The 24688-nt window shown below is 66.2% G+C and carries 22 protein-coding genes; 7 read left to right on the forward strand and 15 right to left on the reverse strand.

Annotated features, from left to right (window positions below):
* Positions 1 to 178: 178 nt before the first annotated feature.
* Positions 179 to 1507 (forward strand): HNH endonuclease signature motif containing protein, encoded by a 1329-nt coding sequence (locus tag IEW22_RS17790; RefSeq protein ID WP_268235497.1) that lies wholly within the window; start codon positions 179 to 181, stop codon positions 1505 to 1507.
* A 47-nt stretch (positions 1508 to 1554) separates the two neighbouring features.
* Here the strand turns inward: IEW22_RS17790 and IEW22_RS17795 are convergent, their stop codons facing one another.
* Positions 1555 to 2340 (reverse strand): alpha/beta fold hydrolase, encoded by a 786-nt coding sequence (locus IEW22_RS17795; RefSeq protein WP_188588432.1) that lies wholly within the window; start codon positions 2338 to 2340, stop codon positions 1555 to 1557.
* 85 nt (positions 2341 to 2425) lie between these two features.
* Here IEW22_RS17795 and IEW22_RS17800 point away from each other — a divergent pair, with 85 nt between their 5' ends.
* Complete coding sequence (locus tag IEW22_RS17800; protein ID WP_188588434.1) at positions 2426 to 2737, forward strand: antibiotic biosynthesis monooxygenase family protein; 312 nt, start codon at positions 2426 to 2428, stop codon at positions 2735 to 2737.
* Between the two features lie 8 nt (positions 2738 to 2745).
* Here IEW22_RS17800 and IEW22_RS17805 read toward each other — a convergent pair whose 3' ends face one another.
* Complete coding sequence (locus tag IEW22_RS17805) at positions 2746 to 3465, reverse strand: helix-turn-helix domain-containing protein (protein WP_188588436.1); 720 nt, start codon at positions 3463 to 3465, stop codon at positions 2746 to 2748.
* A complete protein-coding gene (locus IEW22_RS17810) occupies positions 3462 to 4970 on the reverse strand; it encodes an APC family permease (protein WP_188588438.1) in 1509 nt (502 codons plus the stop codon). Before IEW22_RS17810 ends, IEW22_RS17805 begins: the two co-directional genes overlap by 4 nt.
* A 254-nt stretch (positions 4971 to 5224) precedes the next feature.
* On the opposite strand from IEW22_RS17810, the gene IEW22_RS17815 reads away from it, so the two are divergent.
* From IEW22_RS17815 to IEW22_RS17825, 3 genes are all read left to right on the forward strand, one after another.
* The gene (locus IEW22_RS17815) at positions 5225 to 6700 is read left to right on the forward strand and encodes an APC family permease (protein WP_188588440.1); all 1476 of its coding nucleotides are present in this window, start codon (positions 5225 to 5227) and stop codon (positions 6698 to 6700) included.
* A 58-nt stretch (positions 6701 to 6758) separates the two neighbouring features.
* Positions 6759 to 8696 carry a primary-amine oxidase gene (locus IEW22_RS17820; protein ID WP_188588442.1) on the forward strand — a complete coding sequence of 646 codons (1938 nt, stop codon included), beginning with the start codon at positions 6759 to 6761 and terminating at the stop codon, positions 8694 to 8696.
* A 269-nt stretch (positions 8697 to 8965) separates the two neighbouring features.
* Positions 8966 to 9604: an LON peptidase substrate-binding domain-containing protein gene (locus tag IEW22_RS17825; protein WP_188588450.1), complete on the forward strand. Its 639-nt coding sequence runs from the start codon at positions 8966 to 8968 to the stop codon at positions 9602 to 9604.
* A gap of 10 nt (positions 9605 to 9614) precedes the next feature.
* Here the strand turns inward: IEW22_RS17825 and IEW22_RS17830 are convergent, their stop codons facing one another.
* From IEW22_RS17830 to IEW22_RS17885, 12 genes are all read right to left on the reverse strand, one after another.
* Positions 9615 to 10379 (reverse strand): DUF4396 domain-containing protein, encoded by a 765-nt coding sequence (locus IEW22_RS17830; RefSeq protein WP_229742869.1) that lies wholly within the window; start codon positions 10377 to 10379, stop codon positions 9615 to 9617.
* 43 nt (positions 10380 to 10422) lie between these two features.
* Entirely contained in the window at positions 10423 to 11739 is a 1317-nt protein-coding gene (locus IEW22_RS17835) for a DUF2254 domain-containing protein (RefSeq protein WP_188588452.1), read from the reverse strand.
* Between the two features lie 26 nt (positions 11740 to 11765).
* A complete protein-coding gene (locus tag IEW22_RS17840; RefSeq protein ID WP_188588455.1) occupies positions 11766 to 12359 on the reverse strand; it encodes a hypothetical protein in 594 nt (197 codons plus the stop codon).
* Positions 12356 to 13024 carry a hypothetical protein gene (locus IEW22_RS17845; protein ID WP_188588456.1) on the reverse strand — a complete coding sequence of 223 codons (669 nt, stop codon included), beginning with the start codon at positions 13022 to 13024 and terminating at the stop codon, positions 12356 to 12358. The genes IEW22_RS17840 and IEW22_RS17845 overlap by 4 nt, the downstream gene beginning before the upstream one ends.
* On the reverse strand, positions 13021 to 14415 hold the full coding sequence (locus IEW22_RS17850) for an MCE family protein (protein WP_188588458.1): 1395 nt from the start codon (positions 14413 to 14415) through the stop codon (positions 13021 to 13023). The genes IEW22_RS17845 and IEW22_RS17850 overlap by 4 nt, the downstream gene beginning before the upstream one ends.
* Entirely contained in the window at positions 14412 to 15665 is a 1254-nt protein-coding gene (locus tag IEW22_RS17855) for an MCE family protein (protein ID WP_188588460.1), read from the reverse strand. Before IEW22_RS17855 ends, IEW22_RS17850 begins: the two co-directional genes overlap by 4 nt.
* A complete protein-coding gene (locus IEW22_RS17860) occupies positions 15662 to 16957 on the reverse strand; it encodes an MCE family protein (protein WP_188588461.1) in 1296 nt (431 codons plus the stop codon). Before IEW22_RS17860 ends, IEW22_RS17855 begins: the two co-directional genes overlap by 4 nt.
* The gene (locus tag IEW22_RS17865; RefSeq protein WP_229742870.1) at positions 16957 to 18099 is read right to left on the reverse strand and encodes an MCE family protein; all 1143 of its coding nucleotides are present in this window, start codon (positions 18097 to 18099) and stop codon (positions 16957 to 16959) included. Before IEW22_RS17865 ends, IEW22_RS17860 begins: the two co-directional genes overlap by 1 nt.
* Positions 18096 to 19214: an MCE family protein gene (locus IEW22_RS17870; RefSeq protein WP_188588463.1), complete on the reverse strand. Its 1119-nt coding sequence runs from the start codon at positions 19212 to 19214 to the stop codon at positions 18096 to 18098. The genes IEW22_RS17865 and IEW22_RS17870 overlap by 4 nt, the downstream gene beginning before the upstream one ends.
* Positions 19211 to 20368 (reverse strand): MCE family protein, encoded by a 1158-nt coding sequence (locus tag IEW22_RS17875; RefSeq protein WP_188588473.1) that lies wholly within the window; start codon positions 20366 to 20368, stop codon positions 19211 to 19213. Before IEW22_RS17875 ends, IEW22_RS17870 begins: the two co-directional genes overlap by 4 nt.
* Before the next feature lie 47 nt (positions 20369 to 20415).
* Complete coding sequence (locus tag IEW22_RS17880; RefSeq protein ID WP_188588475.1) at positions 20416 to 21225, reverse strand: MlaE family ABC transporter permease; 810 nt, start codon at positions 21223 to 21225, stop codon at positions 20416 to 20418.
* Positions 21226 to 21308: 83 nt separating this feature from the next.
* Positions 21309 to 22019: an MlaE family ABC transporter permease gene (locus IEW22_RS17885; protein ID WP_229742872.1), complete on the reverse strand. Its 711-nt coding sequence runs from the start codon at positions 22017 to 22019 to the stop codon at positions 21309 to 21311.
* A gap of 280 nt (positions 22020 to 22299) precedes the next feature.
* Here IEW22_RS17885 and IEW22_RS17890 point away from each other — a divergent pair, with 280 nt between their 5' ends.
* Together IEW22_RS17890 and IEW22_RS17895 are read left to right on the forward strand one after the other, a co-directional pair.
* On the forward strand, positions 22300 to 23685 hold the full coding sequence (locus IEW22_RS17890) for a WS/DGAT/MGAT family O-acyltransferase (RefSeq protein WP_373284240.1): 1386 nt from the start codon (positions 22300 to 22302) through the stop codon (positions 23683 to 23685).
* Positions 23686 to 23821: 136 nt separating this feature from the next.
* On the forward strand, positions 23822 to 24478 hold the full coding sequence (locus IEW22_RS17895) for a GNAT family N-acetyltransferase (protein ID WP_188588469.1): 657 nt from the start codon (positions 23822 to 23824) through the stop codon (positions 24476 to 24478).
* Positions 24479 to 24688: the final 210 nt, after the last annotated feature.

Genomic DNA, 24688 nt, shown 5'->3' on the forward strand with positions numbered 1-24688 from the left:
CACGGCGCTCGTCATCGGTCAGAACAATATCCACTGCTCGCGGACCCCGGGTTGCCATTCCCCAGTCTATCAACCGAATGACAATTAATGACTCAGGACACTAGCCTACCCCGACCGAATCAACCCCTACCTCTAACCCACACGAGCACAACTACTTACACAAAAATCTTGACAAGCTCTGCGCGATGCGTGTGACCGCATCGTGTTCCGCCACGACCCCGCCGCCGTCCGCGAACGCCGAAAGGCCTCCGTCGAGGACCGCAGAGTCTGGGCCGAAAACGCCGGTGATGGCATGGCGGTGCTGCACGCCTCCATGACCGCAGAAAACGTCCGCGTCGCCGCAGCCCGTGTCGATGCCCTTGCCTCGAGTGTGTGCGACGGTGATCCGCGTCGTGACGGCGCGCGTCGTTCCGATGCAGTGTTCGCACTGTTGTCAGGAGACGTGTTCGAGTGCCAGTGCGACCGCGGTGATGACTGTGACGCCACGATCCCCGCACCGGCGATGGTGCAGGCGGCTGAAGCACAAGTGATCATCCACGTCATCACCGAAGCAGCGACACTCGACGATCCGGAACCAGAAGCAGAACCGGCGCCCGAGGCGGCGCAACCGGCTGCGGTTGAGGCTGATTCGGAAGCCGCCGCCTCGGCTACCACGGTGCCGACCGCGACCGACGTGGACGACGCCGAGCCCACGCTGTTCGAGGGTTCCGATGCCGGCAGTGTCTCGGAGGACCCTGAGCCCGCTGATCCTGTTGCCGCTGAGCCTGACTCGCCCAAGGAGCCCGAGCCCAAGCCCACAGCCGAGCCCACGACCACGCGGGCCTATTCCCCGCGCCACTCCGGTGTGGGGTTCATGGATGGTTACGGTGTGATCTCCGGTGACTATGTGCGGGAGCTGACGAAACGCACGGGTGCGGTCGTCAGGCCGATCAACCCGGCGGGTAAAGCCCTGTCCCCGCATCTGCCGTCGGATCCGTACCGGCCCAGCAGGGCGATGAGTCTGTTCGTTCGTATCCGTGACGGTTACTGCACCGTGCCCGGCTGCGACAAGCCCGCTTTCGCTGGGGATCTGGATCATGTGCATGAATACGATCACGAGAATCCGGCGACTGGTGGTCAGACCACCGCAGCAGGACTCGCAACGAAGTGCCGGATGCATCACCAGATGAAAACCGACGGCGTGTTCCTCGACGATCAATACATCGACGCCACCGGCAAAGCCCGCCAGATCTTCTACACCCAGAACGGTGCAACCATCCACGGTTACGCCGAATCCGGTGACGACCTCTTCCCCACCCTGCGGGACATCACCTTCACCGACCCCGAACCACCGCCGAAACATCCACCACCACAACCGAACGCCCCAGAGTCACCGACCAGACGCCGACCACGCCTGGCAGACACACACGCCCGCCGACGCCAAGAACGAGAACGCAACCGAAAAGCCCTCGCAGGCGAACAGCCAGACCAAGCCCGGCTCAACACGCAAGACTCACCGCCCTACTGATCGGCAACGCGGCGGTGTGGCTATCAGCGATGCGGCGATCAGTGAAATCAGATGAGGTCGGAGAGAAACGCCTCGACTCCGCCGCGGTACATGTCCGGGGCGTCATCGTGGGCGAGGTGGCCGGCGCCGGGAATCCGGAAGTAGCGAGCAAAGTCGTTGACCGAAGCCATCTTTCGCATCTGACCGGCGGGTGTCACCCCGAACTCCGCCTCGACGAGCAGACTTGGCACGGTGACCTTCTGCCAGGAGTCCCAATAGTCACGCCTGCCCCACTCCTCGGCGATCTGAGCCCACACCTCGAGCGAACCGTGCAGGCGACCGTCGTCGAACGCATCGTAGAAGTACTGTCCGGCCACCGGCCCCACCAGCGCGGTCACCTCATCGAGCGATGCGAACCGGTTGGGCCAGGTGTTGAACCACGGCTGCCATGTCTTGGTGGTGTAGCCGCGGAAGTCCGGTGCCATGTCCTCGACCACCACCGCCGCAACCAGTTCCGGATACTCTGCGGCGGTGCACCAGGCGTGCAGCCCGCCCATCGAGTGGCCGACCAGTATCGCCGGCCCACGATCGATCCAGGTCAGCACCTCGGCCACATCGGCGACGAACCGCTCGGTCGATGTGTCACCGCAGTCCAGCGCGAGACCACCGGCCGCCGGGCTCTCGATCTGCCCGGTGTGCCATGCGGCGTCGAAGGTGAACACCCGCCCGTACCGCCGCAGCCATGGGATCTGACGCCGCCACGTGCGCCCTCGCCCCATCAGCCCGTGCAAGGCCACGATGGTCGTACCGTCCCGACCACCGTGATCGAGAAGGCCCGTCTCGGCGAACATCATCGCGTCAGCCTAGCCAAACCGGAGCCACAGCCAGTGCGTAGCGACACGCGCAAACGCGCCACAATGCGGGCGTAAGGTGACGGCCATGGCAGTCGTGAAGATCAATGCGATCAGCGTCCCGGAGGGCGCCGGACCCGAACTCGAGAAGCGCTTCGCCGGCCGCGCGCATTCGGTTGACGGATCGAAGGGATTCCTCGGATTCCAGTTGCTCCGACCGGTGAAGGGCGAGGACCGGTACTTCGTGGTGACGCACTGGGAGACCGAAGAGGATTTCCAGGCGTGGGCCGGCGGACCGGCCCGGGAAGCACACTCCGGCGAACGCGCCAAGCCGGTGGCCTCCGGCGCCGACCTCCTCGAATTCGAGGTCGTGCTCGACGCCAAACCCGACAAGAGCTGAAACCGGCACTAGCCGAGCACCTGTCCGAGCCTGCGCCGCGGCTCGTCGAGAACCGCGACGAGATCGGCATACGCCTCGATCCGGTGCGCCGGGGCCGCGATCACCAGCGCGGCCACCAGATCCGGTTCACCACGGGATCTCTCTCCACCGGACCTCTCTCCACCTGATCTGGCGTCCTCGACCGAAGACGCCAGCACCGGCACCGCCAGACAACCGAAGCCGGGCACGAACTCCCCCACCTGCGTCGCGAACTCCGGTCGCCTGCCCAGCGTGTACTCGGTGAGCAACCGCCCGACCGCCGACGCACTGTGATCGCGAACCAGCCGGGCCGGATCGTTGAGCGGATAGTCCGGGTCGATGTCGAGCAGGGTGATCCGCGCCCTCGTGCCACCCGGATTCCGGTAGCCGAACAGATGCAACCCGAACCGCAGGCTCGAGCGCACCTGATCCATCACCTCGCGCACCTTGTCGGGCACGGTCGGCTCGGCAGCCAGACCGACGAATCGGTCGATCTTATGACCCAGAGCGAAACCACCGAGATCCGCCGTCCGCACCAGGTACTCCTCCTGCGCGAGCAGATTCACCAGCCGGTAGGTGGTCGACCGCGACAGACCGAGGTTGCGGCTGATGTCGGCGGCGGTCACCCCGGGACCCGCGGCCGCCACCTCCTCCAGAATGGCGAGAGCACTGAGCACCGATCGCGAGGCACCGTCGAAGGCTGGGCTCACCGACCGCCCTCGGTCGACCGACCCCACCCGGATCCGACCAGATATCCGCTCCACACGTCGACGCGCGTCGGGTTCTCATGGATCCCGATGCGCGACAACGCCTGCGGCCGCCTCACCCGCAACAGCAGATACCCCCCTATGCTCACGACCACCCACACCGCCGCGACGACGATGCTCAGTGCCCATGATGTTCCCACCACGGCAGCGGCGAAAGCGATGAACACACCGGTCGAAGTGAGCGCCCCGACGACGGCGACGACGGCAGTCGATCGCCGCAACTCACCGGTCCGACGGAGAAATGCGACCGCACCGGCACAGACCAGCGCATACGACGCGAGGAAGCCGAAGGCCGCACCCGAGACCAACGCCCCGCTGGCCGCCGCGACGCCAGAAACACATGCCAGCACCAGCAACGCCAGCACCGCCATCGCCACCAACGCGATCATGATCGCGAATGACGGCGTCTTGTAGCGCACATGCGTGTCGCCGAAACGTCGCGGCAGCACTCCCTCACGGCCCAATGACATCAGCACCCGGGCGAGCGCCGTCGTCGATGCGAGCAGACAGGCGACGGAAGAGGCGACGATGCCGACATCGAGCAGCGGCATCACCGACCCGAGTCCGGCGGCACGCATGAGATCGGCGAGTGTGGTGCCCGCCGACGCCGGGTCCAGGTGCACCGCGGTGAACCCCGCCGCCTGCGCTACGGCCGCCACCAACACCACCGTCGCACCGATGTAGAGCGACAGGCGCACGGCCATCGGCACGGTGCGCAGTGGTCGGCGCGCCTCCACCGACAACGACGCCGCACTCTCGAATCCGACCAGCGCGCAGGTCGCCACCGCGACCCCGCCGAGGTAGCCGGTGACCCCGGTCGGCGCCGCCACGACGGCATCAAAGTCGATGTGGTTCCAGATGCGCGCGGTGAGCACCGCCAGCACCACCAACACCAGCGCCACCGCGACGGCCTCCACCACCAGGCTCACCCGCGCCGAGAGCCGGATACCCCGGAACAGGACCACCGCCGCAACGGCGAGGATGACCAGGGTGGCACTCCCCACCGACATCAGTGTCTGCGCAATTCCCATGAGCCCCAACAGAAACCATGCGGCCGATGTCGCTGCGAAGGTGCCCAGAACCCCATATGCGAGAACAAGCGCGACCGCCGCGGCTATCCCCCCGGCCGGACCGAGACCTTTGGCCGCATACGTGTAGAGCGACCCGGGCGCCGACATCCGCGACGCGAACTCGGCGATGCAGCGCGACACGATCGCCGAGAGCACGATGGCGGTGAGCAACGACCACAGCAATGACGCACCCGACTGTGCCACCAGGAGCGGAGTGGTCGCCGCGGCCGCACAGGGCGCCATCACCGACACCGACTGGGCGGTCAGGTCGGCAAAACGCAGCGACCGGCGGTCGAGTCCGGCAACATCCGAACGCGCGCCGAGGGAGAACACGCCGCGCCGGTTGGGCTGGTCCCGGCGGGCTGAACTGGCGGACACGCACGCCGACGCTAGGGGTCCTGCGTTGCGGCCACGTTACGCAGCAATGATCTGGTCGTTGCCCACGCTGGGACACCTGCAGAGTCCGATTCCAGGGACCGGTTCATTCGTTTTACATCGGAGCAACCTTCGGGCAAATGTGCTCGCCCATCCTTGGGATCGACGGATTCGCTTGCCGGCCTGCCGGCTCCACCCGTCGCCCCTGCACCCCGTCGGCCTCGCCGGTCGACCAGACACATCCTCCGAGGACTCAGATGACCAATGCCGCGAATGTCGGGGCGCTGTCCGACACCAGCACCGCAAGCACAGCAGACGGGCGGAGCCTGCGCGGTTCCCTCGGCGTCGGCTCCATCGTGTTCATGGTGGTCGCCGCCGCAGCGCCGCTCACCGTGGTGGGCGGCGGCGTGCCGATCGCCTTCCTACTGGGCAACGGCGCAGGTGTGCCGACGATGTTCCTGGTCTCGGCCGTCGTACTGCTGCTGTTCTCCGTCGGCTTGTCGACGATGGCGCGCTACATCCCCCGGCCCGGCGCGTTCTTCACCTACGTGGGCTACGGCCTGGGCCGTCCGCTCGGGCTGGGCACCGCATACCTGGCACTGTTGACCTACACGATGATCCAGGCCGCGGTCTACGGCTACATCGGCGGGTCGATCCAGTCGGCGATCGTCGAACTCGGCGGACCGTCGATTCCGTGGTGGGTGTGGAGTCTCGCGGTCGTCGCGATCACCGGCATCCTCGGCTACCGCGACATCGAGCTCAGCTCGAAGGTCCTCGGAGTGCTGCTGATCGCCGAGATCGGCATCGTCTTGCTGATGAACATCGCCATCATCATCAAGGGCGGTGACTCCGGCCTGAGCGCGACCTCGTTCACGCCCAACGCCGTGTTCTCCGGTTCGCCCGGTATCGGCCTCATGTTCGCCGTCGCCGGCTTCATCGGTTTCGAGGCCACCGCCATCTTCCGCAGCGAGGCACGCGATCCCGACCGGACCATCCCCCGCGCCACCTACGCAGCAGTGATCCTCATCGGCGTGTTCTACACCTTCTCCTCGTGGGCGCTCGTCGAGGCATGGGGACCCGACAACGTGGTCGCCGCCGCAGCCAAGGATCCGGCGAACATGATCATGACCACCGCCGAGAACTACCTCGGCGGATGGGCGGCGGTCACCGTCCACATACTGCTGCTGACCAGCCTGTTCGCCTGCATCCTCAGCTTCCACAACGTGGTCACCCGCTACCAGCACTCGATGGCCTCGGCCACCGCACTGCCCAGCAAGCTGGGCAGCGTGCATCCCCGGCACATGTCGCCGCACATCTCGTCGCTGGTGCAGACCATCACCGCCGCGGCACTGGTGGTCATCTTCGCCGCGGCACAGCTCGATCCGGAACTGCAGGTGTTCTCCTGGTTCTCCGGCGTGGCCACCCTGGGCATCGTTGTGCTGATGGCGCTGACCTGCCTGGCCGTGCTCACCTACTTCCGCGTGCACAGCATCAAGCTCAACGCCTGGACCGGCATCATCGCGCCGGGCCTGGGCATGATCGGACTCGTCGGAATCCTCTACATGGTGGTCTCGAACTTCACCACGCTCATCGGCGGATCGTCCACCCTCGCATACATCTTCATCGCGATGGTGGTCGCCTCGGTGGTGATCGGCGTGGTGCAGGCACTGTCGATCCGCAAACGCAATCCGGAAGGCTACGCCGAGCTGACCGACGCGATCTCGGCATCCTGATCCCCCTAGAACCGGTAAGCCGCCGACACCGACACATCACCACCAGGGAGAAGAACCCGTGACAACACTCGAATCACAGCACACCACAACCGGTTCCGACTCACCCCGCCCGCTGGCGAGACTGAGTGCCGACGAGATCTCACAGGTCCGGGAGATCCTCGCCGGGGCCGATCTCGTCACACCGACAACACGATTCGTCTACGTCGGACTCGACGAGCCGGTCAAGGCCGAGGTGCTGGCCCACGCCGCCGGTGAGGCGCCGGCTCCGGATCGCCGGGCATCAGTACTGCTGCTCGACGTGACCACCGGTGTGGCGAGCGAGAACATCGTGTCACTGAACTCGCAGAGCCTGGTGTCGTGCACACCGATCGACAACGCAACCGGCCAGGTCCCGATCCTCGACACCGAGTTCGAGATCGTCATGGAATTCCTGGCGAAAGAACCCCGGTGGGCGGAAGCGCTGGCCGAACGCGGTGTGGACGTGGCCAAGACGGTCACCGTTCCCCTGTCTGCGGGCAGCTACGGCTATGAGAACGAGCTGGGCAAGCGGATCGTGCGGTCGTTCGCCTTCGTGATGAACGACGAGAAGGACCTGCCGTGGGCCCATCCGGTCGACGGATTGTGCGCCTACGTCGACATCTCCACACCTGAACTGATCGACATCATCGACTACCGCCAGTACCCGGTACCGGCCGAATCGGGCGACTACCTCGATCCCGAGATTGCCGGCGAACCGCTGACCGGACTCAAGCCGATCGAGATCACCCAACCCGAGGGCGCGAGTTTCAGCGTCGACGGCGAGCATGTCGAGTGGACCAACTGGAGCGTCGACGTGGGTTTCGACGCGCGCGAGGGCCTGATCCTGCGCAACATCTCCTACCTCGACCGTCCGGTCTGCTACCGCGCCTCCATCGACGAGATGGTGGTGCCCTACGGCGATCCGTCACCGAACCGGTTCTGGCAGAACTACTTCGACACCGGCGAATACCTGTTCGGCCGCTACGTGAACTCGCTGACACTGGGTTGCGACTGTCTCGGCGAGATCCACTACTTCGACGTCACCCTCTCCGACGAGCAGGGCACGCCGAAGGTGATCGCCAACGGCATCTGCATGCACGAGGAGGATTACGGCACGCTCTGGAAGCACACCGATCTGTTCACCGGCACCTCCGAGGTGCGCCGCCAGCGCCGCCTGGTGATCTCGTTCTTCACCACCGTGGGGAACTACGACTACGGCTTCTTCTGGTACTTCTACCTCGACGGCACGATCGAATGCGAGGCCAAGCTCACCGGAATCGCCTTCACCGCAGCCTATCCCGAGGAGGGCTCGGACTATCAGAGTCATGTCGCCCCGGGGCTGGGCCTGCCGTATCACCAGCACCTGTTCAACGCCCGACTCGACATGACCGTCGACGGAGTCGCGAACGCGGTCGATGAGATCGACGCGGTGTCACTGCCGGTCAGCGACACCAATCCGTGGGGAAATGCGTTCACCGCCAAGACGACCCGGCTCACCTCCGAGTCGCAGGCGGCACGTTCGGCCGACGCCTCGGTGGGGCGCACGTGGCATATCGTCAACACCGAGAAGACCGACCGGCTCGGTCACCATCCCGGCTATGCGCTGCACACCGCACAGACCCCCAAACTGCTCGCCGACCCGTCCTCGTCGATCGCCAAGCGCGCGGCCTTCACCACCAGGGAACTGTGGGTGACCGCCTACGATCCGTCACAACGCTATGCGGCCGGACGGTTCGTGAACCAGAGCGACGGCTCCGACGGGCTGCCCGCCTGGCAGCAGGCCGACCGCCCGATCGACGGCGAGGACATCGTGGTCTGGCACACCTTCGGCCTCACCCACTTCCCGCGTTCGGAGGACTGGCCGATCATGCCGGTCGACTACGCGGGGTTCAGCCTCAAGCCGTACAACTTCTGCGAGAAGAGCCCGGTGATGAACGTGCCGCCGAGTACTGCGAAGCACTGCTGCGCGCACGAGTGACCGCCCGCTCCCACGAATCGCCGACTCCCCAGCATCGAATGGACGCCGACCACACCCGGTGTGCATGTGCTCACCGCCGACGGCGTCGACTCAGCTGGACAACACACGCAAGCCACATACACCGTCGATGTCACCACCGGACTCAACCTCGGCAGCTCCTGTCTAGCCCTCCCGTGGTGATCGCTGATTCACGACGTCACCCCTACCCGTATCAACCCTGCCCGTAACGCAGAGTCGGTGACGTGCGGGCCCGATAACGTGGAGCTGTGATGACACCACAGCCCATGTTCCCGCTCGGGTCGGTACTCCTGCCCGGCGAGATGATGCCGCTACGCGTGTTCGAACCGCGGTATCGAACGATGGTCGCGCAGTTACTCGCCGCCGGGGATGCCAACCCCGGTCGCGAACCCGGTTTCGGGGTGGTGCTCATCGAACGCGGCTTCGAGGTCGGCGGCGGCGATGTGCGCACCAATGTCGGGACGTGGGCGCACATCGTCGACAAGCGGCTCGAGTCCGATGGCCGCGCGATGCTGCTGTGCCAGGGCATCAGCCGGTTCGAGGTCACCGAATGGCTCGACGACGACCCCTTCCCGCTGGCGAGGATCGCACCCTACGAGGACACCGACGGCACCCGCGCACCTGCACGCATCTACGACGAGGTGGCACTCGAGGCCGAGGAACTCTTCGACCTGATCGTCGAGCTCGGCGGTCCGACACCCGAACCTCTCACCCCGATCGACGAGGTCGACGACCCGACCTTCGCCTGGGCGATGGAGCTGCCGATGGGCGAGGCCGACCGCTACGCGATACTCGCCGCGCGTTCCCCGATCGATCGCCTCACGATCATCGCCGACGCGATCGCCACCGCCGCTGCGGGCATCCAGTTCCGGCTCGGCGAACAGGCCTGAGCGGGCATGGCTACATCCGTTCCTTCACGCCCGCACTGATCAGCCACCAGTTGACCGGGTAGGCCGTGACGAAACCCGCCAACATCGCCAGTTGCATGACCACCCAGAAGACCGCGGTGTCGGTTGCCACCGGCCCGCCGAGCCAGGCGGGGAACACCGCCAGTTGCGCGATGGCCATCACGCCGTACATGCCGATCTGCCACGCGGTCAGCGAGAGGACATCCGCCCGAGCCGCGGCGCCCAGATTGCGCGCACGGCTGCGGTCGGGATTCATCGGCGCGATCGCGAAGTACTGGAACGCGATCCCGATGATCAACGCTGCGACATACGCCAGGACCCAGCCCGCGAACAGTTCGTCGGAGAACACCCAGTGCAGTCCACCCACGATCGCGACTGACGGTGCGGCGAACAACAGCCACTCGACCAGCAGATCGGCGAGTGTGCAACCCGCGCCGCAGTGACTGGTGCCCAGGAAGACCGAACTGCCCATGGATCTCGGCGTCGCGGCTCTGCCGAGTGTGGTGCCCATGCCTCCCGACTCCGGCGAACCGCGTCTCGGCGCGCGACCCCATGCGATGTAGGCGGCGACCCATATCACCGAGCCGAACAGTGCACAGATCGGCCACACGAGGCTCATGACAGCCATGTGCTGGGGCCGACGGGCGATGTCGACTGCCAGTCCCACCGCACAGGCCACCGCGAGCGCGAGCCCGATCCAACTGCAGATGGTCAGCCAGGCAGGGATCTCATCGGTGGCGACGGTCATATGGGCCATGATGCCCACCTCGGTGCACCCGACACCCGACCCGGCGCCACGGTCAGTGTGTCGTCCGCCGCGACCACGAGGCGCGAATCGCTTCGCGAGCCATCTCGATCTCGCCACAGCAGAACTCCGCGACCTCGGGATCCCCATCGGAGTCCCGTTCGGCCCGCTCGATGAGTGAGAGATGGTGCAGGATGGCCGCCCGGACGTCGGGTTCGGCGGCCGCCACACCGATACGTCTGGCGAGGAGGATTGCGGCGGCCATGGCAACCGGCGCCTGCAGTGCGTAGACGCGAACGGCGGTGAAGATGTCGTCGATCAGCTCTGTCGTCCGAACACGCGTGACAACCAGGCGCAGGATGCCATCGTCGTCGACACGTCCCGGCTGTGGCTCGGTGCGCCGGGCAAGCGGCACCATGCCGACAGCCAATTCGCTGAACGCGTTGTGCGCGGTGTACGGGTCGTTCGTCCCCGGCGACAACGCACGAACGGCCATCTCCACCAACTGCTGCACAGCGAACTGGATGTCGCGCACCGGCGTCCTGGTGATGCCCAGCGTGAAAGCGCGGGAGACTTCCGTTCCGAGTTCGGATGCGACCGACGCCGGATGCGCACGCACGAGTGGCTCACCCGCCACGACGTGATCACCGGGGCGGATCACGACCTCCAGTACGCAGTCGTGACGGCGGGCGACGCCGAGGAGTTCGTCCTCGTCGATGTCCACCACGAATCCGGACGCCTCGCTGGGCACGTCGGCGGCATCGTCATCGAAACGCGCCACCGCGGTCGCATTCTCCGACGGCGGGTCGGGATACAGATGGTCGACCACCTCGTCGAGCTCGACCCGCACTCTCGCCGACAGAGTCGAGACCTGGATGGAGTTGGCGATGTGGTTGATGAAGTACACGAGAACAGCGACGTCGGCCACAGCCAGCATCACCGCGACGTTCACGGCGATGTTGGGGACGAACTGTCCTTCACTCAGGCTCTCGTTGCGGATCGACCGCAAGACGATGAGCGCGTACAGGAATGTCGCACCGAACAGCCCGAGGACGAACTGATTTCCGCGATCGTTCATGAAGTTGCGGACGAGCCGCGGCCCGTAGGTGGAGCTCGCGGTCGCGAGAACCGAAATCGTGATCGAGAAGGACGTCGCGGCGACGCCGAGTATCGAACCGGCGATCGCACCGAGGATGTCGCGACTTCCACTCGCGCCCACCCGGTAGAACAGGGTGCCCCAGATGTCCCCGCCTCCGTCACCGACCGCCCGGTCCACGGAGATCAGTACCTGAGCGAGGACAACGGCAGCCACACCGAGAACAGCGGGGATGAACCAGAACGCATCGGTGAGCCGCGACAACGCAGATTTCATGGTCAGTCGGCCCTCCGATCGTGATCTCAGCTACCGGGCACCGATGAGGTGCTCGGGGATGCCGGGGAAGCCGGTGCAGGAGCGGTACTCGGCGCGGGTTTCACCGACTTGCGCACCGAGTCGTCGGTGAACACGGCGATGTCGAAGATCTTCCAGCGGCCGGACTCCTTGCGCATCGAGTACTGCAGCCGACTGGGCTCCACACGGACCAGCTGATCGTCACCAGAGGTCACCGACTGGTTCATGAAGATCAGCACCACCGCGTGGTCGCGGGTGTTCGACACCACCCCGGCGGCCTGGATCGTCACATCCGAAACCACTCCCTGCTTCTTCACTGCAGCGGCGAGATTCGACGAGGTGACGATCTGGTCGTACTGATCCTTCGCCGAACCGACCACCACCTCACGCGAGGAGGCGATGTGCGCATCGACGTTGTCGGTCTTGTAGCCGAACATCGTCTGCGCGTAGCCGGTCGCCGCCGACAATGCCTGCGATCGGGCGTCTTCACCGGCACGCGCGTCGCGGTAGCGAAGACCGAAGAACACCGTCACCACCACCAGCGCGACGACGATCACCGCGACCGCCGCCGGGATCGGCCAGTATCTGCGGAGCCGACTCATGTGACCCACTCGATGTTCGTGAGCTTGAGATCGCCGTTGATGCGGGTGATCTGCACCCGCCACCGGAAGGTCTGCACCTGCGCGGGTTCAGCCGACCCCTTCTCGGTCATCGTCCACCCCGACACCAGGATCACCGTCGCCGTGTCGTCATCGGAAGCGGTGACCGCGTCGGAGAGAACCGTGCCGGTGGTCGACACGCCCTGCGTCTTGATCAGGTCGGTGGTCTGCTGCATCGACGTCTGCATCTGCTGCATCGCCTTGCCGCTGGTCTTGGTCTGGAAGGTCTTCAGCGCCGAGTCGATCGTCGACGGGCTCAGCGAGGTGAGATCGATGATCATCTGCCGTGCGAATGCCGAGTACTCCCCGCGCTGGGAGTTGCGATCGTCGATGCGTGAGGTGCCCTGGGCGAACAGCACCGACGCCGTGACCAGACCGGCGATCACGGCCACCGCGACGATCGACGCCGCGATCACCGGCCAGCGGCGAGCAGCGCGGGGTACGGCAGAGGTGGATTCGCCGGTGCCCTCATCTGCGGATCCGGCCTTGTCGGCGTCGGTCTCGACCGGCTCGCTGTGCACCGGCTCGGCGACCGCATTCGGCGGCGGTCCGGCCGGACGGCGTGCACGGCGGCGCCGGGCGGGCACAGCCTGCTCGGAATCGCTCACTTGACCGTCCCCGCGATCAGGGTCTGCCACGTGGCGTCGCCTCCCTGCGTGTCGTCTCCGAGACCGAGCGCGTAGGTTTTCCCGTCCGGACCGATCGTCGTTCCCGACGACGGATCGTACCCGCCGCCGTACACCGCGGTCCCCGGCCGATACGACGACGGCGTCGCCTGCGTGGTCGTCCCCACTCCCGGGCCGATGATGATCGGCACGTTCTTGCCGAGCGGCTTGTACCCGGTGCGGCATTCCTCCGGCGTCGGAGCGCGCCGACCGGGGAATTCCACACAGGGGAAGTTGCGGGTGCCGCGCACGGCGAGCTGATCGTCCTGCGGCACACGACACAGCAGACCCGACGGCAGCTCGCGAGGGGTCTGCACCGCCGACGAACGCCGGTCACCGAACGGCAGGAAGCCCACCGTGCAGGTGCCGGGGTCCTGGAACGCCAGCGAGTAGTCGACGTTGGCACCCTTGCGGTTGTCCTCGGTGTTGACCGCGGTGATGAGAACCGCCATCAGCCGCGGGTACATCACCAGGATCTGACGCAGATTGGGCAGATACACCGCCAACGTGCGCGCGGTGGTCCCGAGGTTCGAGAACAACAGCGGCAGCGTCTGATTCATCGACGCGAACAACTCCTGCGCCGCGCCGGCGGCACCGGGACCCTTGTCGAGGATCCCGGTGATCGAGGGCGTATCAGCGCGCAGGTGGTCGGTGACCTTGACCATGTTCGCCGTCCACTGTCGGATCTCGCCGGTGGTCACCGCCTGCGAATCCAGCAGCGGCCGCGCCTGCTCGATGAGATCGATCGTCGGTTGCGCATTCTTGTTCGCAGCGTCGACGAACAGGCTCATCGAATCGATCAGGCGCGCCAGATCTGCTGCGGTCCCGTCGAATGCGGTGAATGCCTCGTCGATGACCGTACGCAGATCGTTGCTGCCGATCGAACCGAGAAGTTCGTCGGCGGCGCTGAGCATCGTCGACACGTCGGTGGGGATGTTGTCGGTGCGGATCACCGAACCGTCGGGGAAATTGCCGCTCGGACCGTTGTCGGTGGGGACGAATTCCACATACTGCTCGCCGATCGCCGACATGCTGCGCACCGACGCCACCGACGAGCGCGGGATCTTGGTGTCGGAGTCGATCGACAGCCGCGCGCGCACACCGTCGGGAGTGAGCGTCACCGACCGCACCCGCCCGACGTCCACGCCGCGCAACGACACGTTTCCGTTGGCGTAGAGCCCGCCGGTGGCCGGCAACTGCAGCGTCAATGTGTAGCGGCCGAAACCGAGCATCGTCGGGATCTGCACGTAGAACACCCCGACCACCACCAGCGAGATCACCGACACGATCGCGAAGATGATCAGCTGGATCCTGACGAACCGCGTGATCCTCATCCGCCGACCCCCCGAGTACCCGAACCGGGCGTCTGCAGTGCGGGACCGCTCCCCTGTTTCGGATCGAGCGGTGCGGTGAACGGGTCCACGCCGTGCGCCGCGGCGCCGGCCGGCTTGCCGAGGACGCCTTCGGGACCGTAGAACGTCGACCCGCCGCCGACCTCGGCGAGCACACCGCGTTGCAGGCGCCCCTGGGTGAGGTCGAGGTTGATCGCCGCGTTGACGTAGTCGCCGCGCACGATCTGCGGAATCACCTTCTCCGAGAACGGGAATGTGAGCAGGATGTCGAGCGAGTTCGTCAGCGACGGCCCCGACCGCTGCAACTGGTCGAGTACAGGTACGAGGTTGGCGGTGATCGTCTTGATGTCACCGGAGTTCGCGTCGAGGATGTCATCGGTGGTGGCCGAGAGCTTGCCCAGCGCGTCGAGTGCGGCGACGAACTGCGGACGCTGGTCGACGAGCACCTTGAGGATCTTGGGCCCATCAGCCAGCGCGTTGGCGACCGTGGTCTTGTTGTCGGCGAGGATCGCCGAGAGCCTGTCGAGTCCGGTCATCGCGTCGATGATGTTGTCGCGCTGAGAGTTCAGATCGGAAACCAGTGTGTTCAGTCGCGGGATCAGTTCGGCGATCAACGCCTCGCGACCACCGAGGGTGGCGTCGAGTTCGTGAACGATGTCGCCGGCCTGGGCGAGGCCGCCGCCGTTGAGGATCACCGACAACGAGCTCAACGCCTGCTCGGTGGACGGGTAGGTGCACTGCGACACCTGCTGGGCGACGTTGACGTCGGGGACCTGCGGTGTGCCCGGGTCGGTCTGGATATTGCGCTGCTCAGGACATTTGGTGAACGGGATGGTCGCACCTGCGGCCAGATACCGCCCGTTGGGTTGCGCCGGTTGCACGATCTGCAGGTTCATCGACCCCAGGACGCTGGTCATACCAACCATCACATGCGACCCCTCGGGGATGCGGGTCCCGCCGTTGAGGCGCACCGTGATCCGCGCTTTCCAGTGATCGACCTTCATCGTGCCGACGCTGCCGACGGTCGCGTCGTCGAGCAGAACCGGAGCGTTCTGCACGAGTCCCGCAGCGTCGGGGATGATCGCCGTCAGATGGTAGGAACCTCGATCGGTCCCCTGTGCGCCGGGCACCGTCATCGAGTTGAGTCCGTTAAAACCGCAACCGGCGCAGAGGAACACAATGGCGGCGAGAACCACGGCAACACCTGCCCGCGCGAGACGTACACCTCTCATCCCTGCCCCCCGAACGGCACCAGCAGTGCACCGAGGGCAGGATTGGAATACTGCGAGCGCGTGGCGGCGTCACGTTCGCGCACACCGGCTTTCGCACGCGCGGCGACGTCGGCGTTCTGGTACTGGATCTGATCGGGCCGCGCGTTGATACCGGTGACCGGGTTGCTGAGGAAAGGCGGGTAGTTCACCGCGATCGACGACAGCACCGGGGTGAGCACATCCACGCAGTGTTCGATGTCGGCGTCGGTGTTCTCCGGTCGCGCATTCCCTGCCATAGTGCCGCACAGCATGTCGATGAGGTTGCCGCCCATACCGAGTCCGAAGATGCCCGACAGTGAGCCGGTGAGCGGGTTGTAGATGTTGTAGAAGTTGGTCAGCAGCGTCGGCGAGGAGTGCAGGATGCCGCGGACCTGCTCGTCCTTGTCAGCGAGGGTCTTCGTGGCGTCGGAGAGACGGCCGATCGACTCGCTGAGCGTCGACCCGTTGCGTCCGATGAAGGCGGTGATGTCACCGGTTGCCTCGTCGAGGTTGCGCAGCGCGGCGTCGAGTGAATCGCTGTTGTCGCCGAGCACCTGCGAGACCGAGGCGAGTCGGCCGTTGAGCGAGACCAGCTGATCGTGACTGGACGACAGCGCGTCGGTGAGCTTCTGCAGTCCGCGCACGGTGGCGAAGATGTCATCGCGACTGTCGGCGAGGGTCGAGGTGGCCGAGGACAGTTCGGTGATCGAATCGTGCAGCGCCGCACCGTTGCCGTCGAGGTTGTCCGCGGCGACCCCTGCCGCGCGACCCAGCGCACCCTGGCCCGACTTCGCCGGATCCGAGCCCGGCCCCACCGCCTCCGACAGCCGGGTGAGCTGATCTTTGATCTCGTCCCACTCCACCGGCACCGCCGTACGCGACATCGGGATGTCGTAGCCGGCAGGCATTTTCGCACCGGTGTCATAGGCAGGCGTGAGCGCGACGAACCGGCCCGACACCAGCGTCGGGGCCACGATCAGCGCATCGGCGCCCGCGGGGATGTCCACGTCGCGATTGACCCGCAGCGTGACCCGCACACCGTCGGGTCTGGGATCGATCGAGGCGACCGACCCCACGTTCACGCCGAGGATGCGCACCGGGTCACCCGCATACAGCCCCGTCGCCGAGGGGAACCAGGCGTGTACCTCGCGGTTTCTCGCGTCGCGGACGCCGTAGTAGACGCCAACGCCGGCGACCACCACGAGCACCAGCACGATCGCGGCGACCCAGATCTTCCAGGCCTTGCGCCAGTGGTCGAGCAGACCGTGCACCATCAACGACCACCCCCGCTCGGGTAGGTGGTGGGCGGGGTGGCCGGCACGAACGAGCCGGGGTCGTGTTCGGCGTCGGGACGGGTGGACACCTGTTCGGGGCGTTCGGTGAACACCCGCAGGAATGACTGGTACGCCTGCGGATACTTGCGCTGCATGATGTGCAGGAAGGTCGCGGTCACGTCGCCGATCGTGGGCACACCGACGAACGACGAGAAGTACGGACCGCTGGAGACGGCCTCACCGAGACTGTTGGCATAGGGGCCGAGTTTGTCGAGCGACTTGCCGATGTCGGCCGAGTTGTCCTGCAGGATCGCGACGACCTTGTTGAGTTTCTCGAGCACCGGTGTGAGCTGGGCGTTGTTGTCGTCGATGAATCCACTGATCTGCGCGGCGACGTCACGGGTGCCGGTGATGAGCGTGGCGATCGCCGCACGCCGTGTCTGCAGCTCGCCGAACAGCGCATTCGCCTCGGTGAGCAAGCCGTCGATCTGCGTCGAGCGCTCCCCGAGGACCCCGGAGACCGTCTTCGATTTGGCGAACAGCGAGCGCAACGCGTTGTCGCGGTCGGCGATCGACTTCGACAGCCGGGCTACCCCGTTCACCGCGTCACGCACCTGCGGGCTGGTGCCCGAGAAGGCGTCGGCGGTGGTGTCGAGCGCCTTGGCGAGTTTGTCGGTGTCGGTGTCGGCGATCGAATCGGTGGCGTCACTGAGCGCATCGGTCAGCGAGTACGGCGCGACGGTGTTGCGGTTGGGGATCGCCTGCCCCGGCCGCAGCCACTTCCCACCTGCCCGCGGCACGATCGTGAGGCTGCGACGGCCGAGCAGCGTGTCGGTCTTGATCAATGCCTGCGAGGTCGACGGCACCACCACGGTGTCGTTCATCGAGAACTCGACCTTCGCCTTGGGCCCGTCGTCGGTCGTGGCCAGCGTGATCGAGCCGACCTTGCCGACCTCGATTCCCGAGACCACCACCTTGTCGCCGGATACCAGGCCGTCGGCATCGTCGAAGTAGACCCGATAGGAACTCAGGGTCGACAGATACGGCACCCGGTCGATCTGCAGTGCCACGATGACCACCATCGCGATGACCACGACGCCGATCACACCGGTCTGGTACTTGGGCCGGATCGCTGTCCTCACCTCGGGTGACACCTCCCCTCGGGTCGCTGGTTCTCACCGGTGGCATCGACGGTGTCCCAGACGATCTCCTGGCCGTTGGGGCCGGTGAAGTACAGCGTCACCCGGCACAGGTACAGCTGCAGCCACGCACCGTAGCTGCCCACATTCGACAGCGCGGTGAGGTCGCCGGGCATGCGTTGCAGCAGCCCTCGGATGTAGGTGTCGGCGGGCAGGATCTGGTCGGCGACCTGACCGACCTCGGTCACGTTCGCGGCGATGTCGGGCCGGGTGGTCTGCAGAAGACTCGCCAGACCGGTTGTCGCCGAGGCGGTTTCGGTGAGTGCAGTACCGATGGTGGTGCGCTGACGCGACAGTCCGGTGATCAGCTGTGACAGCAGGTCGATCGAGGAGTCCAGGCCCTTGGCGTCGTCGGCGAAGGTCGTCATCGCGGCGTTGAGGTTGGTGATGACCGACCCGATCAGCGCATCCCGGTCGGCGAGGGTGTTGGTGAACTCCGCGGTCTGGGTGAGCAGCTGGGTGAGCGCCGGGCCCTGCCCCTGGAAGACCGCGACCAGCGACTCGCTGAGTGCGTTGACCTCCGAGGGCTTCAAGGTGCGGAACAGCGGTTTGAACCCGCCCAGCAAGGTGTCGAGATCGAGTGCAGGCTGGGTCTGCGACTGCGGTATCGACCCGCCGTCGGGCAGCAACGACCCGTCACCGCCGGTGCCCTGCTGCAATTCCAGGTACCGGTCGCCGGTGAGGTTCTGATAGCGGACCAGGGCGCGGGCGGTGGCCGGTAGCCGGATCGAGGAGTCGACGGTGAACTTCGCATGCGCCACGTCGTGGGAGTCCAGCCACACCTTCGTCACCGAGCCCACCTCCACGCCGGCCACCCGCACCCGGCTGTCGGTGTCCAGACGCGAGATGTCGGAGAAGGTCGCGGTGTAGGTGTACGACGAACCCGAGCGGTACTGACTGAACACCACCACGAGTCCGACGAACACCATCACCATCACCACGGTGAACGCGCCGAGTTTGATGACCGTGGCGCGGTAATCGCGCTGCCTGCGGTCGGTGGCGCGCTGCGCGGGTGAACGGGTCGGCGCCGCGTTGCGCCCGGAACGCCATGGGCTCATCGGCCACCCCCCTGCGTAACGCCGGGGCCCGAAGGATTACTGGTCGCCGTGCCGAAGAGCACCTGGAAGAGCTTGTTGGCCGAGAACTTCGGAGTGGTTCGCGGCTGATAGGGCTGCGGGGCGTTGTCGCTGACGTAGAACGGCGTATGCGCGCGCGAGGACGGATTGCCCAGTCCGTCGGCACAGGTCGGCGGGCCGTCGGCGGCCACCTCGGGCAGATCCTGCGGATAGCGGTAGGGATCCTTACCCGGGAGCAGTCCGGCGTTGAGCGACAGATATCCGGTGGTGAGGCCGAAGACGCCCTCGGCCTTCTTCGCCGCTGCCGCGGTCGCGGTGAAGAAACAGGCGATCCCCGGCGACTGGTAGCCCAGCAGCCGGGCGGTGGGATTGAGATCGGAGAGCATCGCGATGATCGTCGACTTGTTCGGGGCGAGGATGCCGTTGATCGTGTCGGCCATCCCGGTCGCGTTGACCAGCAGCGCATCCAGATCCGAGGCATTGGTACGCAGTGTGTTGCCCAGATCGGTCGCATTGTCGACGATGCGCATCAGTCGCTGACCCACATCGGCGTAGGTGTTGGTCACCGTGGCGCCGAGACGGAAGTCGTCGTTGAGCGCATCGAGATGCGGGTTGACCTTGCCGAGCAACTGCGACAGCTGCACGAGGCCGTCGCCGAGCCGGTCGCCGCGCCCCGACAGCGCAGTGTCGAGCGTGCCGAGCACGGTGTTGAGCTTCTCCGGGTGGATCTGGGCCAGCACGTCGACCAGTTGCTGATAGAGCGTGGTGAGTTCGACCTGTACGCGATCGGTGCCCAGATGTGCACCCGCCGACAGCGCAGGCCCGCCGGAGGTGCCGGGCAGGAAATCAACCGACTTGGCGCCGAAAACGGTGTTGGAGCGGATGATCGCGCGGACGTCGGCGGGGATGAGGTGCATCTGGTCGGCGTCGATGTCCAGCCGCAGCCGCACACCCTGTCCCGTCGAGGTGATCTTGCCGACGTGGCCGACGGTGACCCCCCGCATACGCACCTTGGCCTGCGGATTCATCACCAGTCCGGCACGGTCGGCGTCGAGGGTGACAGTGTCGGTGTCGGCGAAGTAGTCGAGGAACTGGGCGGCGGCCAGCGCGATGATGCCGATGATGATCGCGACCATCGAGGTGGCCGCGATCTTCTTGGCGAGTGGTGAGCGTGTCCGTGCCATCAGCCCGACAGGTTGAACTTTCCGCTGGCTCCGTAGATCGCCAGCGAGGTGATGAGGGTGATGACGACGACCACCACCAGGGAGGTACGCACCGCGTTGCCCACGGCGACGCCCACACCCACCGGACCGCCGGTGGTGTTGTACCCGTGATAGGTGTGCACCAGCATGACCCCGACCGCCATCGCGATCGCCTGCAGAAACGACCACAGAATGTCGGTGGGCATCAAGAAGGTGCGGAAGTAGTGGTCGTAGACGCCCGGCGACTGACCGTAGAGGACGGTCGTCGCGAACCGGCTGGCCACGAACGACGCAAGTGAGGCCAGTGCGTAGAGCGGGATGATCGCGATGAGTCCGGCGACGATCCGCGTGCCCACCAGATAGGGCACCGACGGGATCGCCATCACCTCCAGTGCGTCGATCTCCTCGCTGACCCGCATGGCCCCCAGCTGCGCGGTGGCACCGGCGCCGATCGTCGCGGCCAGTGCGATGCCGGCGATCACCGGGATGGCGATGCGCACGTTGATGAACGCCGAGAAGAAGCCGGTGAGCGCCTCGACGCCCACATCCGACAGCGAGCTGTAACCCTGCACCGCGATCGTGCCGCCGGTGAACAGGGTCAGGAACCCCACCACCACCACGGTGCCACCGATCATCGCCAGCGCGCCGGTGCCCATGCTGATCTCGGCGATCAGGCGCAGCGTCTCGCGCCGGTAGGACACCACCGCCCTGGGGATCGAGCGAATCGAATCCCAGTAGAAGAACGCCTGGTCGCCCAGATGCTCCCATTCGGATCCGGCTCGGCGGAACATCTTGGGCTCGGCCAGTCGCAGACGCGTTCCGTACTCGTCGCCGCCGCTGTCATCGGTCGCGACGTGGGGATCGGGGTTCTCACTCATGTGGTCACCTTGACCCCGACCGCGGTGACCACGACGTTGATGACGAATAACGCCATGAACGAGTAGACGACCGTCTCGTTGACCGCGTCACCGACACCTTTGGCGCCACCGCGCACGGTCAGTCCCCGGTAGCAGGCCACCAGCCCGGCGAACAATCCGAACAGCGCCGCCTTGATCATCGAGATGATCAACTCGGGCAGGCCGGTGAGCAGCGTCAGGTTGGCGATGAAGGCACCCGGGTTGACGTTCTGCAGATAGACCGAGAACACGAATCCGCCGCCGAGACCGATGGTGCACACCAGGCTGTTGAGCAGCAGCGCCACCACGGTGGATGCGATCACCCGGGGCACCACGAGCCGGTGGATCGGGTCGATACCGAGCACCTTCAGCGCGTCGATCTCCTCGCGGATCGTCCGGGCGCCGAGGTCCGCGCAGATCGCGGTGGCACCGGCACCGGCGACGATCAGCACGGTCACGATCGGGCCGATCTGGGTGACGGTGCCCAGCGCCGTGCCGGCACCGGAGAGATCCTGGGCGCCGATCTCGCGCAGCAGGATGTTGAGTGTGAAACTCACCAGCACGGTGAAGGGAATCGCAACCAAAAGCGTTGGGACCATGGACACTCGGGCAATGACCCAGGACTGCTCGACGGTCTCGCGGAGCTGGAAGGGACGCGCGGGCAGCGCGCGGAAGGTGTCGACGCACATCCCGAAGAAGTCGCCGACACCGTCGAAGAGTTTCTGTGCGCCGGTTCGCGCGGCAACTCTGACGCTCACCCGCACTCCCTGTCGACGCCTCAGGGCCGCTCGGCACATCTGGTCACCGTGGCCTGGTTCTGCGTGAACTTATCATGTGTCCAACTCGGGTTGCGCCACGCAACCAAGTGCCCAGCACAGTTTCGCCGATCCGGTAGCGGTTTCGGCGCAAGTACACCGGCAATTCGTCGGAACACTCACATCCGCGGCGCGCGCGGGCAACACTTCAGGTGTGGGTTACATGCCGATCACCGACTCGATGTTCCTGATCGCCGAGGCACGTGAGCATCCGATGCACGTCGGCGGTCTCCAGCTCTTCCGGCTCCCCGACGACGCCGGCCCCGGATTCGTGCGCGATCTCGTGGCCGAGCTACACGAGGACGCCGAGGTGTCACCGCGACTGCGCAGACACCCCGCCGACCCGGTCGGCTATCTGGGCAACACGTGGTGGGCCACCGATGCCGAGGTCGACCTCGACTACCACCTGCGTCATGCCGCGGTACCGCATCCTGGCCGGATCCGTGAATTGTTCCAGCTCATCGCGCTGTGGCACGGCAGCCTGCTCGACCGACACCGGCCGATGTGGGAGGCCAACATCGTGGAGGGGATCGAGGGCAATCGCTTCGCGCTGCACACCAAGATCCACCATTCGCTGGTCGACGGCGTCGGCGCGTTGCGGCTGCTGGAGGAATCCCTGAGCACCGACCCCACCGACATGACGGTGCGGGCGCCCTGGTCGGTTCCGCCGCCCGCTCGCGCGAACGCCTCCGCCGGCGGTGCGCTGGGGTCGGCCACACATCTGCTCAGTACCGCGGGCAAGACCCTGGGGACCGCGATGGCCGCGACACCGAGGCTGCTGCCGACGAGTGCGAAGGTGATCCGCCACGCGCTCGGCGACCACGGCTACACGACGCCGTTCGAGGCGCCGGACACCATCCTCAACGGCCCGATCGGCGGCGCCCGGCGCTTCGTGGCCCAGTCGTGGGAGATCGAGCGGCTCCGCGAGGTGGGCAGGCTCCTCGGCGGCACACTCAACGACGTCTTGCTCGCGATGTGCGCGAGTGCGCTGCGTGACTACCTCATCGACCGCAACGCCCTGCCCGACCGCTCGCTCACCGCGATGGTCCCGGTGTCGCTGCGCGGTGGGCCCGACGATCCCGCGGCCAACCGGGTGGGGGCGATCATCGCGAGCCTGGCCACCGACATCGACGACCCGATCGACCGGTTCATCGCGATCCGGCGCTCGGTGCAGGCCGCCAAACGCGTCATGGGCGATCTCGGGCCGATGGAGATCCTGGCGCTGTCGGGGATCAACGTGAGCGCGCTGGCCTTCGCCAACGTCCCCGGCTTCGTCCGCTTCACCCGCCCGCCGTTCAACGTGATCATCTCCAACGTCCCCGGACCGGCGCACAAGCTCTACTGGCGTGGCGCCGAACTGCAGGGCATCTACCCCACCTCGGTGGTGCTCGACGGTCAGGCACTCAACATCACCACCGCCTCCTACGACGATCACATCGACATCGGGATCGTGGGCTGCCGACGATCGGTACCCGGGCTGCAACGGCTCATCCATCACCTCGACGACGCTCTCAAGGAGCTGGAGAAGGCAACTTCTTGATGTGATGTGCATCACCTCTGGTACAGAGCGCTGACCACCGCCGACGGCCCGCGCGCGAAGGCTACTCGTCAGTAAACCCGCAGGTAACAACGCCGAAAGCGCCCGAAACGACCGCGCGCTGGCTACTGTCGGCGCCATGACCGATCTTGATCGTGCAGCCACCCGCCGCGACATCGCCGATGCCCTCGAATCCGCCTTCGACCGTCGTCACGAGGTCCTCGACGCCATCGTCGGGGCCGAGACCCGCGAGGACGCCCTCGACGCGGTCGGCAAACTCCTCGGCAAGTCCGAACTCGGCGCGCGCGCCGTACTCGGCATGTCGCTGCAGCAGCTGACGAAATCGGCCCGTCGCAACAATGCCGCCGAGCTCGAGGACCTCAACACCCAGCTCACCTTCGCCCTCACCGACCGGCCGGCCAGCACCGGCGACACAGTGACGGTGCGCGCATTCGACGTCGACACCGACACCGCCCTGTTCGCCGCACGTACGGCCGAGCTCGGGGTCGCCGGAGACGGGTCGGGAGCGCCGGCCTCGGGTGTGGACGACGAGGTCCGGGCGGCGCTGGCCCGCGTCGACGACGAAGAGGCCGCGTGGCTGGTGGCCGTTGACGGCGATGCCAAGGTGGGCATGGTCTTCGGCGAACTCCGCGACGGTGAGATCGACGTCCGCGTGTGGATCCACCCCGAGTACCGCAAACGTGGATACGCGGTCGCCGCGCTGCGCCACTCACGCCCGGAGATGGCGGCACAGTTCCCGGGCGTGCCGATGGTGATCCGCGGAGCCAGCGCCTGACCCGCGGCCACAGGCGCCGCGACCAGACGTGTGCGGGACCCCCTCACCCCCACCCGCACGCACAACAAAAGGGGCAGATGGCCGTCACGCCATCTGCCCCTTTGATGCCTCTTCCTGATTGACGGTGCGTGGAACAGGTTCTTGCGACCACAAGATGTAGGGGTGAGCAAGATCGCGGGGTGATGGGCGGTGTCGCTGGAGGTGTAGGCG

Origin of the sequence: Gordonia jinhuaensis, assembly GCF_014639795.1 — a bacterium.
In the GTDB taxonomy this organism is placed as follows: Bacteria; Actinomycetota; Actinomycetes; order Mycobacteriales; family Mycobacteriaceae; genus Gordonia_B; species Gordonia_B jinhuaensis.